Annotated in this window: 11 protein-coding genes; 3 read left to right on the top strand and 8 right to left on the bottom strand. The window is 37.8% G+C overall.

Going from position 1 to position 13,592, the window contains the following annotated elements:
* Positions 1–17 precede the first annotated feature (17 nt).
* Positions 18–584, bottom strand: coding sequence for a TetR/AcrR family transcriptional regulator (locus D1831_RS10470; protein WP_125072891.1), 567 nt, complete (start codon positions 582–584; stop codon positions 18–20).
* Positions 585–830: 246 nt separating this feature from the next.
* Between D1831_RS10470 and D1831_RS10475 the strand changes: the two genes are divergently transcribed.
* Complete coding sequence (locus D1831_RS10475; protein WP_125072892.1) at positions 831–1,493, top strand: MmcQ/YjbR family DNA-binding protein; 663 nt, start codon at positions 831–833, stop codon at positions 1,491–1,493.
* Positions 1,494–1,860: 367 nt separating this feature from the next.
* On the opposite strand, the gene D1831_RS10480 is transcribed toward D1831_RS10475, so the two are convergent.
* Both D1831_RS10480 and D1831_RS10485 read right to left on the bottom strand, forming a co-directional pair.
* Entirely contained in the window at positions 1,861–3,657 is a 1,797-nt protein-coding gene (locus tag D1831_RS10480) for a DUF262 domain-containing protein (protein ID WP_125072893.1), read from the bottom strand.
* 5 nt (positions 3,658–3,662) lie between these two features.
* Positions 3,663–4,967, bottom strand: a complete 1,305-nt coding sequence (locus D1831_RS10485) for a DUF262 domain-containing protein (RefSeq protein ID WP_125072894.1) — start codon at positions 4,965–4,967, stop codon at positions 3,663–3,665.
* Positions 4,968–5,372: 405 nt separating this feature from the next.
* Between D1831_RS10485 and D1831_RS10490 the strand changes: the two genes are divergently transcribed.
* Both D1831_RS10490 and D1831_RS10495 read left to right on the top strand, forming a co-directional pair.
* Positions 5,373–5,684 (top strand): type II toxin-antitoxin system RelB/DinJ family antitoxin, encoded by a 312-nt coding sequence (locus D1831_RS10490; RefSeq protein WP_125072895.1) that lies wholly within the window; start codon positions 5,373–5,375, stop codon positions 5,682–5,684.
* 2 nt (positions 5,685–5,686) lie between these two features.
* Entirely contained in the window at positions 5,687–6,016 is a 330-nt protein-coding gene (locus tag D1831_RS10495) for a type II toxin-antitoxin system RelE/ParE family toxin (protein ID WP_125072896.1), read from the top strand.
* Between the two features lie 125 nt (positions 6,017–6,141).
* Here the strand turns inward: D1831_RS10495 and D1831_RS14850 are convergent, their stop codons facing one another.
* The 5 genes from D1831_RS14850 to D1831_RS10515 all read right to left on the bottom strand — a co-directional run bounded on the left by D1831_RS14850 (position 6,142) and on the right by D1831_RS10515 (position 13,538).
* Complete coding sequence (locus D1831_RS14850) at positions 6,142–6,270, bottom strand: hypothetical protein (RefSeq protein WP_263853685.1); 129 nt, start codon at positions 6,268–6,270, stop codon at positions 6,142–6,144.
* A 290-nt stretch (positions 6,271–6,560) separates the two neighbouring features.
* Positions 6,561–7,169 (bottom strand): hypothetical protein, encoded by a 609-nt coding sequence (locus D1831_RS10500; RefSeq protein ID WP_125072897.1) that lies wholly within the window; start codon positions 7,167–7,169, stop codon positions 6,561–6,563.
* 54 nt (positions 7,170–7,223) lie between these two features.
* Entirely contained in the window at positions 7,224–9,194 is a 1,971-nt protein-coding gene (locus D1831_RS10505) for a DUF262 domain-containing protein (RefSeq protein WP_125072898.1), read from the bottom strand.
* Positions 9,195–12,542, bottom strand: coding sequence for a DEAD/DEAH box helicase family protein (locus D1831_RS10510; RefSeq protein WP_125072899.1), 3,348 nt, complete (start codon positions 12,540–12,542; stop codon positions 9,195–9,197).
* Between the two features lie 3 nt (positions 12,543–12,545).
* A complete protein-coding gene (locus D1831_RS10515) occupies positions 12,546–13,538 on the bottom strand; it encodes an Eco57I restriction-modification methylase domain-containing protein (protein WP_125072900.1) in 993 nt (330 codons plus the stop codon).
* Positions 13,539–13,592 lie beyond the last annotated feature (54 nt).

Genomic DNA, 13,592 nt, shown 5'->3' on the forward strand with positions numbered 1-13,592 from the left:
CTGCATTTTATCTTAATTTATTTATCAGTTGGCAAATGGGTCTGATCAATGGCCAACTGCATGGTCTTGGTGAACCGTTCGTCTAATTCCGATTCGGGCATCGTGAAAAAGCCCCCGATTTCTTGAATGATAAAACCAAACAACGTCGACCGGTACAGGGTGTTTTCCACCCGGGCCGTGGCGTTCATTTGTAACGGCGTAAACATGTCCTGATACAACTTGATCATGGCCGTCCGGGTTCGCGGAATTTTTAAATTATCGTTTAGATCTAGCAACACCGGGGCCAACCCGCGGTGGTGCAAACAAGCGGAGCGAAACTCCTGGGCAAAGGCCATTAAGGCGTCATCCCCCGTGACGTCCGCGATTTTTTCCGTAAGCTGGTCCGAAACGAGTTGGACGAACTGGAGCCCCACTTGATCCAACAAATCACTCAAACTATCAACGTAGTTATAAATCGATTGTGGCCGCACGTCCAGGACGAGCGCCAAATCACGGATGGTCAATCCGGTAATCCCCTTAGTTTCGATCAACTGATTAGCAGTTGCCAAAACTTTTGCTTGCGTTAACGTTCTTCTTTTTACCATACTTCTCCCCACTCTCAAATTGATTCGTTTATTATTATAACTCAAAAGCGCGTTGACTTTACTTAAAACGACGCCAAACAGTTTAAATAAACCATAAGAATAATTATAAATCATTAGTGCGTGGTCTAGCAGACCGTCCCCGCAACGTTTTAGACTCCAACACGCTGTAATCAGTCCGTTACGATTTACAACTACTGACCAGCGGGGCTATGATAAACTTAAACACTTTAAAAACGGGGTAAAATGATGGCTGAACTGAATTTTCACGATAAAAAATTTAATTTTGAACAATTACTGACCTTTGGTTTTCACCAAAGTGGCACCCACTACCGCTACCAGGTTCCAATCGTTAACGGCCAATTTTCACTGACCTTCGACGTACGCAATGACCACCAACTCACCACTAAGGTCGTCGATACCACGACTAACGACGAGTACGTTTTACACCTCGCCCCCTACGCCAGCGGGACGTTCGTGGGGCAAGTCGCTAACGAGTACCAGCAATGGCTCACCAAACTCGAGACGACTTGCATGGATGCGGACGTGTTTAAGGCCCCGCAGGCCCGATCCGTCATTGATTACGTGCAGGCGACGTACGGCGACCAGTTGGAATTCTTATGGAAAAAGTTTCCTAAAAACGCGGTTTGGCGGCGCATCGACACCCATAAGTGGTACGCGGCATTGCTGACGGTTAAGCGGTCAAAGTTAGGTCTAACCGGGGACACTGAAATTACCGTTTTAGACGTTCGGGCCACTCCCGAAGACGTTACCCAACTAGTCGATAGCGTACACTATTTCCCGGGTTATCATATGAACAAAAAGAACTGGATTACGATTATTTTGGATGATTCGGTCCCACTCACGACCATTACACCGCGCGTAGGGGCCAGTTACCAGCTAGCTAAATAAACATCCGTGACAAGGTTGACTATGACTCAACTTTGTCACGGATGTTTTACTATTCAGCTAAGTATCCCACCACTTTATCAATCATTGGCTACGAATCTAATCTTTTAATGAAACTAGTCGGTAACGCCGTGACACCATACAACATCCCAACAATTTGGCCGGTCAATGCCCCAGTCGAATCTTACTCACCATCATAATTAACAGGTCACCTGTCGTAAATAGGAGCATTTAGACATCGCCCGAAATAATTAGCGTCCTCTTAGAATCATCGTATTCAATGATTATCATTTACTAAAATAGCTTTCATCACGGATAGTAGCGTAATTTTAAACTTCATTCTATGATCAATAGCAACCCTGATATCAGATTAATCCGTACTAGTTGCCTGTTCAAGGATTCTAAACATCTCTTCTTGGTGTCTATACGATAACTTGGGGGTCCACATGTTTCCGTTTTGTTCTAACATAGCTTTCATAATCTTTAATTTTAAACTTTGTTCAACAATGGTCGGGTTTGTACTTACCTTTCCTACGGGATCAATATTACTAAATACGGAATTTCCTGATACGGTAATTAGCGCCAAGTTGCCAAAACCATTCAAGTCGTCATCTTGCCATTCAATTAACTCGGTTGGATGCTGTGGGAAAAAGTGCTCAATTGAATTTCTAAACTGGAACTGCCAATCATCAGCCAGCGGTTTAATCATTTCATGGCCACCATACGAATACCCATCACGGTATAGTAGATAATCTAAATAGCTAAAGACAATTCTTTCAAACTGGAATCCAGATGCTAATTTATAATTAGACTCTGCGACTTTAATACGTGCATATGTTTCTAAAACATTTAAAATATCGGTTATTTCTCCAGCTAGACCTTTTTTCAGAATCAGTGTAATCCAATGCATGGTTTTAGGCGAAGTGTAAGTAATCCGCAGTGCGGATTGGAGTGTCCGAATTTTCTTATTCTTAACATCCCCATCCCCTTCATCAAACGTTGCGTGATAAACTGGCTTGTCCCCATTTGAATCCCGATATCTTTCTAGCCGTTGTAATGACCATTTACCGGTTTCTTTGTAATCCCGTACGTACTCCCGCTTTAAAACGTATTTATCAAATAATACCCGCGCTTTCAACAAATTAAATATAAACGCTTTAGCTGTAACTTCATCCTGCCAGGTATGTTTCAAACTAACCAAAAGATTTCGGTCATCCAGGCTGGCATCATCACTATTTTCATTATTATTCGGGTTTAACGCTGCATTTACTTGGAGTAAAAAATTAGGAAATGATAGCACGGATTCAAAGCGCTCATTTTCCGGCGTTTCAGGCTGCGACGCAACCGACACTCGTGGACGCTTCTTCAATATGTCAGCTAACGTCATTGACGGTTCTGTTTTGGCTGAAACGGTAAACCATGGTACTAGTGCATCAAAATTAGTTATTCCTTTTGCCAGGCTCCCCCAATTCTTGGTAAATATTTTTCGTCGCACATTAATTGAAAAATTCATTTGTACGTACGTCATCATACTAGCGCAATGTTCCCAAATTGCATTGGCAATTCTTTTTTCTGTGGGTGCCTTAATTTGCGCGATTAAGTTAGCTTTTACAATCTCGTGAAGTTCAAGTTGTTCACCGCGCGTATTCATAATTTCAAAATAATGGTTTAAATCAATATCATGTGGGACTTGAACGCGTACTAACAGAACTTTATCTAGTTTTTTGATAAAAGTATCCCGGTCGATTGCCGGGCTACTCATCTTAAAGTAAGCCTCAATATTTTTATACCCATCCAAAATTTCAGTTGATTGCAACTCTTCCGCTAAAGTATCGAACTCGGTGCCAACAACTGCCAATGTTCGATTAGATTTGTCTCGTGCTTCAAACTGTAACGCGTTTCTATCCAACGGCATTTGTAAATAACGTTCCAATAAATATAGTGTCGTGAGTCGTTGCTGCCCGTCGATTACTTCGTAAAGAGCGTTATCCCTTTGATTGACAATCAAAGTACCTAGAAAATAATTATCTTCAGAACTATTGATATCATCAATAAGTTGGTTTATTTGACTAGCCTGCCACGCGTAATTCCGTTGATAGATTGGGACTTCATAATGAACGGCGTCGAAAATTGCGGATACTTTAATTGAACATAATTCTTTCCCCATGGTTATCACCAATTCCAACCTTTCATCAATTCATAAATGTCTTGATAATTTTTAGCGTTATCAACCGGAGCTAACGCAATCGTCTTAAGTTCCTGTGGATCGTTCATTTCTTCGATTCGATTAAATAAGTCTAGGCCAAGGTTCAGCCGTTCATGTTGCCCTAACGCATACTTATTAACTGTTTGGGGATAAACTGCTTTCATTTTCAACCGTAAAGAATAACTCCACGTGTACAATTGATGTAACACTGAATCATCTAGTTCATTGAAACCAAACCGGTCAACAAACAACATTAATACCGCTTCATACAACTGTTTAATATACTGATTTCCAGCGCCTTTATCCGGAAGTTGTGCGGTCGTATAATGTTTTTTGATTTTATTCTCAATTTTTGCTTGTAATTGCACATAGTACAGGGTCCATTTAAAAAAACGTTTTCCAGCAATGATGGGTTCGGTTAATTGAAATTGATTCAATTGATTACATCCCAATAATTCACTAGAACCATTCGAATTCAGTTGTTCAATTAAAATATTACTAGCCCGATGATACGTTGCATAATTAAAGTTATTCGACGGTTTAATCCCCTTAAAAATTTGAATCTTATCGGCAGAATAATTTAATCCGTCCTTGTTTTTCGACCACCTAATAGTCGGATATAAGTATTGTCCAAATAAACATTCTAGATCTTGTTGATTAGTTGCTTCCCATTCTGAAATTAATTTTAACTTGGTTGCTTCCGTTTCATCTTTCATTTCCCTTAAGTGGTACGCTTTTAGCAAATCATGTGGTTTTAGTGCCTTGCCACGCGAATTTTGTGAGTCAAAAAACTGAAAAGCTTCCTGTTCATTATCCGTGACAATCTTAACAACCTTACAGTTATTTAGTAGATAATCTTTAAATAACCGTGATTCCTGCTTTGATAACTCGTGAAGACGTCTAGTTAATAAATCATAATTATCAACAATCGCATTTTGTGAGGATGGCTGGTACGTTTCATTCAGAAGCGGCTGATTATTCTGATCTAAGATATACAAAAGAATCGTTAAAGTCGTCGTTCGCTGCTGCCCGTCTACCAAGTTATATTGATTAGTCGCTGACTTAAAGCTAACACTTTTTTTATGTAAAATAATTGAGCCCAACCGGTACTCTTCAATTCCGGATTTAAACGCTTGGTACGTATCATTAAATAACGTGTTTGTCGACTTTGACGACCACCGATACGGCCGTTGATACTCAGGAATGGTTAAATTTAAAGACAGTAAATCAGCGATGCTCACAATTTCTGATTCTTCTTTTAACAATGCCAACTTTATTTGCCCCCCTCACTTTAATTTAATTATTATAACACGTCGTTAATTCACAGATGACCGTCTAATCTAAGTACGATTCAAACTAGGGCACATCTATTTACATGCTAATATTTCGCATAAACCGTTTTTAGGCCATACTGGGAAACGGGCTGGATAGAGTAATTAAAAAGCCTGGGATCCCTACATACGTTTTACAATCATTTTTAGCAGTCATTCGTTGTTTATTTTGACCACTTTGCTTTTTGGAATCAAAGCCATCATTTTTTCTTTTTAATCCATTTTCGGATACCACTTTTTGGGGTTAGGTTAGAATCAGCAAAAATCGCATTTAGCTTGCAAATGTTTGATAATCGATAGCAATAATGCTAAGATTATCAAAAATATTATTAGGAGGTCTCAATGATGCCCGCAGAAGTTCAAAAAAAAACTGCCAGTGTTTTTACAAGGGTGACGCCTGAACTGAAAAGCCAAGCCGAAGCCGTTTTAGACCAATTACAGATTCCGATGTCCACGGCCCTCAACATGTTTCTGCAGCAAGTGGTAAATCAGGGTGGAATTCCATTTGATGTTAAACTGGCCCCTCAAAAAATCAATACTGACCAACTTTCAAAGGAACAATTTAGTCATGAAATTCAAAAGGGACTTGATGATTTCAGTAGTGGTCACACCTATACTGCCGAACAAATTCGTCAGGAATTCGACGGTAAAAAGTAAACATGCCAACTCGATGGAAAGTGGTCTATGCTAACCAAGCACGACTGGATCTACACAACATTGACGCTTATATCCGGAACGTACGTCTCGCACCGAACAGTGCAACCAACCTAATCAGTAAAATCTTAACTACCATTGATCAGCTAACGTTAATGCCTACTAGGCACCAGTTGTACGCGACTGAGCCGTGGCACAGTCGCGGTTTACGGTACGTTCCCGTTAACCATTACATTGTCTTTTACCTGCCTGAAAAAACTAATCAGACCGTCCAAATTCTCAGAATTATGTATCACGGCCAGGATACCTCTCACCACTTATCGAGTTTTCTATAATCAATATCACTTGATTCTCAGTCGAGAGCATTTTCTAAATTTAAACAAAATACGGTGCCAAGTCAGTTCATTACAAACCAGCTTGGCACCGTATTGTTTAAGGCAGCACGCGTTAAGCGACTGTCCTACTTATTAAAAATCTTAGGTCCCTTACGCATGTTTTTGCGGTCGTTTTTCGCGACCGTTTTTTGTTTATTATGACCGCTCTGTTTCTTCTTTTGAATCAGTGCCATCATTTTTTCTTTTTGATTCATGTTCGGGCTACCGCCTTTTCTGTAGGTGATTAAGGTTACTTACGGGTCAACACGGTGACGCTTTCGATGTGCCACGAGCTGAGTTGATCAATTACACATTTTGGTTTAACCGCTAGTTAAGGCGGTTTTGACTATCCAACAAAAAGCAGTACATCCGTTTACTCGAATCTAAAATGTTGAATCTTGAAGGATTTTTAGTGATGAATAGTAGTTCACGGATTTTGTTAGTTTGTGGGAACATATAAGTTTCAAATAAAATCAGAGTGCCTGCGGACAAAGTTATTTGACATTTAATATGGTAAAACTTTGTGATCAGCTTGAAGATTACTTTGAATTACTTTATAAGTTTTTTCGTGTTCTTCATTAACTTCATTAACTCTCGTTGTATCCAAAATAAGAGTTGCATCAATATACGGATAAAGTTTTTCTGCTGTATTATTGAAATCATTAGTGGTTATAAGGATATTTTTCTTTGCCTTGGCATTCTTTATTGTAGCGCAAAATTTTGGAAAATCTTTACCGTCTAATACCGACTGTACAGGATGGAAAAGTGCAAAGTCTTTATCAAAGCCAAATGGCAAATCTATATTTCTCTTCCATTGTACAAAATTAATAATCATCTCGTACACGTTAAATGAATCTCTTAAATTAAACTTCGGAACTACTTCGCGAAGTCCTTTTTCGAGGAATTGCCTTTCATAAGGAACAGTAGTGTTACCAATTACAACAGTACCCTTATTAAATTCCTCCAAATCATAAAGGCAACTAAATACTAGAAGTAATTTATCATCATCAAAATATCCACGAATTAAAATTCTATTTGTTTCCTTATCAAGCAAGAGTTCTTTAAATCTCTTGATGAATTCTTTTAGTTCAAATTTTTCAATCCTATTACTCAATTTTTACCATCCCCCTTCGCAGCAAATTGTTAATGTTAATGTCCTTCAGCTTGTCTATCTAACTGTATAAGACACTTGATCCGTAATATCACAAATTTCAGAGATTTTTGCAATGATAGCTAAGATAACGGTAGCTGAGAAATTAGTTTCAATCTCTGTTCCATTTTCCAACTTTTCTGGATTCCTATTAACTCTAAATAACATTCTATCAATCTGCCTATTTTCCTTAATGCGGTCAAAATTCAAACTGTCTTTATTCCAAATATCATTCAGAAAAACAACTAACATTTGACGCCAGGTCTTTACCGAATAGTCATCTCCACTAATAGTAATCTGAACAGGTTTCTTACCAGTGACATCAACTGTTTGGTCTATTGTGTATTCACCAGTAATCTCTTCTTCACTAACCTCTTTTATGTCTGGCATTGGGAAGATTTTTATTAGCTCATCAGTAAGCTTTCTAGTGCGGTCAGTGATGGTGTCCTTGCCCCAATGGTCATAAGTCTTCGCTACTTCTCTAGTAAGGAACACGTTTGAATCTTGATAATATTCTCTTTTTTCATCATAAGGCTTGTTACTCATTTCTTGATTGTACTTAGTAAGAGTTAAGTTACCTAGTGTGCCACCAAATTGCTCTTTGACCTTATCCGCATTGGTAACTTGTAATCGCCATTCTGCATTTAAGCGCTGAGGCATAATATGTTCTACTTGCGCATCGTTAAAATCAATTGTTTCTTTAGTACGGTGCTCTTCCAGAATAACTAATGCTAATTTAGCTAAGTGATTTCTTTGGTGATAAAGATCTACTTCCATCAAGCTATCGGACAATTTACGATCATCGGGAAAATTTGCTTTTAGCAGGCGTAGCAATCTTAGCTTTAAATTGCCATTTACCTTTGATAAATCACAAAGTCCAACAACAATTTTATTTAAGCCATTTGTTGGCAATTGGCATGCCTTTAAACGGAATAAGTAGCCCTCTAAAATATGCGCTAACCTATTAGCTTGTCCTTGATCAATTTCACCAGAAGTTATCAAATCCATGAGTAACATCAAGTAAGGGAACACTACTTTACTATCCATGACATTAATATGGTCCAAAATCCTGTTGAATTCACTATCTTCAGTTTTATGGTTTAGTATCTGGTCATAATAGTTGGCAAACTTAAATAAATCCGCTAATGCGTTTTCAGAATTTAATTTTTCAGCAATAAAGTAGTCTTTGTAACTCCCATAAACATTATTTCTCTTTACCGATACATGAGTTTTTACCACTAAGTAATGTCGAATAAATTCTGCAAAAGTCTTAGTTGCAAACATCCGCTCTATCTTAACCCAGTATTTTTTATAAAGGTCCGACTGCTCCTGCGAATCTAGTTTCATTAAAAGAAAGTTTCGCACTAGATCCGAGGATGAGAGTGAAACCCCAGTTGAGTTTAAACTTTCAAAAATGACTTGCGGATTTTCTTCATTAGGGTCACTACTTAACTCAATATAAACCATGTTGAAGTGATTCATTGCTTCATAAAATTTAGAACTATCAATGTCTGAATTACTAATCAATTTTTGAAACAGTCGATAGTTATCGATGACTTTTGACGGCTGATCGTAATCAGTCATTTCATTCATAACAGATTCAAATGCTTCATAGTCATGCTCAACCGGCTTTAACTTAAGGTGATTATTATCATCCAGATATTTATTGGTTAAATATTCTTCCTCAATTTCAGCGTGGTCTTGTTTATCAGCATCTGATAATGCCTTTAGTAGCAGAGTCAAACTAGTTAAACGTTGCTGTCCATCAATGATGCGATAGATATGACTCATCTTATTTCCAGTTTCAGTAACATAAACAATCGCGCCTATAAAATGATCGGTATCGTTTTGTGCAGCTATCGTTAAATCCTTAAAAAGCTGCTCACACTGTGCTTTATCCCATTCATAATTTCGCTGAAAAACAGGGATTTCAAAAATAGTTTTCCCACTTCCTAGGAAATCAAACAGATGGATACTATCAGCTTTCATCTATTCTTCCTCCCCAAATTCTCGTTGGACGACTTCCTGCAAAGTACCTTCTTGGGCATATTTAGCAGCATCAATCTGTTTAAAATGCTTTTCCAGTAAACTATTCTTCAGTTCTTTATCAAATCCAAAAATATAGTTAGTCGAAATCAAATAAATAATCCTCGTTGGTGCCAAGCCATATACCTGGTGCTCCATAATATGCTTAATACGTTCATGGTGATCTGGGAAGAGCTGTTTCATCTTCTCACTGCGAAATACTCTCTTAACAATTTCGGTAATATACAGCCCTGACTTCATATATAGGTCAGCAAATGTTTTATTAGGATCATCAAAAATACCTGGATTATTTGTTTCAAGATCATCCACCATATGTTTAACAACTGCTTTTGGTGTAAAAATCTGATTAGTCTTTTGTGGAGGAATATAATCGAAAATATCCTCCGTGCTATTGTCATCAAAGTAATTGCTTAATTGGTCCTTTTTTTCAAGGAACTGCTGAATAGAATCATTAAACACTACTTCATCAAATAAATGACCATCAAAATGTTTCTCTTCATTGGTTTCGGCATCAACATAATCACCACCATCACGCAAGAAACGGAATTGATCCTCCGTGATGCCTGTTACTTCTTTGAAAACATCATCCTCGGTATAATCGTCAAAATTCTGCAAAGTTAAATTCTTATCACCGTAAGCCATAATAAAGCTGGGAATTGTACGAGAAAAGCCCCGCAGGTGTGCTCTAGCATCTTCTTCAACATTATTTAATTTTTGCTCTTCCTCATGCTTTTCAACACGCTCAACAACTTTAGCTGGAATATCCTCAACTGTCTTCTGGACGTGGTCTTGTACTCTTTTACCAAAATCATCCACAATATTTTGAACAGTAGTTTCGTATTTTGTTTTAGCATCATTAAGCTCTGCTTGATCACGTGCAGTTGCTTGTTCCTTCTTATAGTTAACTTCGGCTACTTTCTTCAGATCGTTAAGTTCATCCGCAATCTTATTTAAGGCCTGTTCATTTTCCTTCTCAAGTCGTTGCTGTTGCTTTTTAGCTTCTCTCTTGGACAGGCCATAATCATTAGCAACTCTATTAACAGCTTCTTTATTTAGAGAATCATTGACTTTCTTAGAAATGGACTTAGCAGCTGATTTAAAGTCTGTACTGTCAGTATCAGTCACCGAGTTTACTAACTGGTTTCCTAAATCAGAGTAAACTTTGTCACCAAAAAGATCCTTAGATTTACCAATTACTTTCTCTTTAGGGATTTCGACTTCACCATCGTCATTAACTAAAACTTCTTCAGCGCCTTCAATAGCATCTCGATCATTCTTTTTAGCTTTACCCTCCTTTGCTGTTACTAGGCCATTTAATATTTCACGTACCTCAGAAGGCGCAGCAAAAATTCGGGAAATGTTGGTAAACAAGAAGTTACTCATAAAGCCACGTTTAACGACCTCTTGTGACTTTAACTGACGAGGAATAGACATAACTTGCTTAGCATCAAGTTCGACCATCTTGCCGTTGTCATCTTCACCGATAACTGGGAAGAAATTCAGTAGTTTACGAATGTTCGTTTCATGCTCAGCAGCGGTCCCTTTGCCATTTGAAGTTTCAGCCATTAAGTCATTAGCAAATTCGTCAAAGATAGTCAGTGTCCGTGTTGGGTCAAAATCAAAAACATAAGCATTTTCTTTTTGCACTAATTCACCATTGCGCTCAAAAGTATATGGATTTTGTGCTCTAAAAGCAGCCTGCATATACTCAGCAGGACTCTTCATACTGGACAGCATCAAAACGGCTGACCAAGGTTTAACTGTTACACCAGTAGTCAATTGACCAACGCTCAAAGTAATAGTCTTATCATATTCTTTAGTTGCTTTTTGAACTTTATCAAATGCCTTTTCATTGGCCTTCTCAAGTTGATCATCATTTAATTGGTCATCATCAGGTTTGCCATCACCCGCCGCAAGAATAATATGATAATGCTTAAAAACAGAATGCTGCTTCAATTTCTTTGCCAGAGCTTTAGCACTATCTACTCGGTTAAGCAGCCAGAAAGTATGTGCAAGTTCTGTTCTTAATTCTGGAGTTGAGAATGGGTATTTTTCTCCAGTAGTCAATGCATCAAGAAAATGATCCACTGCTTCATCGTAAACAAATTTACCATTCTGCGTTCTGAAAAATTCATTTAAATCAAATGCTGGGTCTGCTTTGTCACCATTGTCTAAATCAACACCCTGTTTTAAAGTGTCTGCCATTATTTCCGATAATTGGTAAGTAAACATGTTTAAACGTGGCATTACAGCATATGGATTGCTACCACCTTCGGCCTCTTCATTCCAATCGGCTTTGGCTTGCTGTTCATCAGCATAAGACCAGTTGTAGATTTGATCTGCAGCAAATTTGCCTTTGGCTAGGGCTTTAAACGGCGTACCAGTAAGATGAAGTGTATACTTACGTTTGATTTTGTCGAATGCCTTATCCGTCTTATAAGTATCCACACCTTCATGGGCCTCATCAATGATCAATAAATCCCAGTTAAGATCTTCAATCCACTTTAATTTGTCGTATTCTCCACCAAAGTAAACCGAACCTTTTAACCCTTGAAGACTCTCAAAAACAACCTGACCATAATCATTGCCATCAGAAATGGAATCAATAAATTCCTGACGAGAAAGTACTGGCTTATCTTTTAAGGCATCCGTTTCACTAACGAATTTAAGATTAGTTTGCCAGGCAATAAATTTGTCAAAATCATTAAACCAGGAGTTTGCAATACTAGGCCGATTTGTAACTACCAGTACATTCTGCATTTGCATCTTACGGAATAAATCATAAGCAGTAAGTGTCTTACCAAACCGTGGCTTAGCATTCCACAAGAATTCGCTGCCTTCACCATTTTTAAGAAAATAAGCAATTGTTTGATCAACTGCCTTTTGCTGTTCTTTACGAAGCTCATACTGAACATGCTTATCATTACCTTGAACATTCCCATAATCACGGTCAGCAAACTCATGAAAGTAATGATGTGAAGTTAGACCATCAATGTGAAACCACTCTGTTTTTGGCTTACGTTCAATATGTCGTTTCTGAGTTAAGTAATTATGGAAGTCATGATCAGTAAATGTTTCGTCTGTTCCATCTTCGTAGCGAGCATTCCCTCGCCATAATAATTTTACTTTAGCGTCCACTGTATGGCTCTGTTGTTTTATACGGTCTTCTACTGATTGCGAAGCAGTATATCCTATCTTGGTCCAGCCATTATGAGACACATCATTAGGAGTAGTGTAAGCGTAAATCATTGGGATAATTCGGTTGAATGATTTTATTTTTGGAATACCCATTGTTTAATCCATCTCCTTTATAAATGAATCTATGTATGCCTGTTTCTGTTCATTTAACCCATACTTTTTATACAGACTAGAATCGTTCCATGTTTGAGTAAAATCTTGCATTGGCACAAAAACAAACGTTGACTTACTAATGTGTATAGACGTTAAAGCCTGAAGTAACAGAAATCTGACAAATTTTGTTTTTAAATAATCAATGACATTAGTAGATTCGACTTCTGTATTAAAAGGCCCAATAAATATATATGAATGGGTACATACTTCACCTGGCTCCATAACTTTCATTGACTTAGTGAGAACTTTAAACTTTCCATCAGAAGAAGGCTCTCCTGCATGTTCTGCACTGGTTTGGCTGACCATTGCCCTGTAAGTATTAATCGTGTCTAAACCTTTTTTTACAATATCACTTGAGATATAACTTTCACCTTTACTGGAATTCAACTTTATAGGATGTTGTCCGTCCTGTTTTGCTATACCTCTAACACTTGTCGATAGCCCATATGGACTTATTGCACTAACTATTTGCTCTAGAGTATCTTCATTAAGTTTCTGAATTTTTCTTATAATTTTTACTGATTCGTTGTAGCGAACAAGAACTGGAAATTCTGAAAGATTACGAGCCATAGAACTCTTTCTTCCATGAATTACACTGTTAAAGTCACACTCACCGTCGTAATCCCTTTCCCAGACAAAATAATTTACACCACCACTAATACTTGTATTAGGGAAAACATCTTTTGCGTTAGGATAATCCACAATAGTTTTCATATGACTATCATTCATCATATCATCACGAAATTTATTCAATCCAATCCCACCTGCAAACCACCTAGAAGGTGTGATCATTGAAATTATTGACGTCCCCATTTGTTTTACTTGTTGTACAAATAAATTATATATTGGTTTAGCTTGTCTACCTGTTCCAGCTTTTTCTTCTTGATAAGGTGGATTACCGATTACAACATCAAACTTAAATTTCTTATTAGCCATTTTTACACCTCATATACTTTTGTCAACTGTACCGGTTGATTCTGCTTAGAATCA

This window comes from Lactiplantibacillus garii (assembly GCF_003885105.1).
Taxonomy (GTDB): Bacteria; Bacillota; Bacilli; order Lactobacillales; family Lactobacillaceae; genus Lactiplantibacillus; species Lactiplantibacillus garii.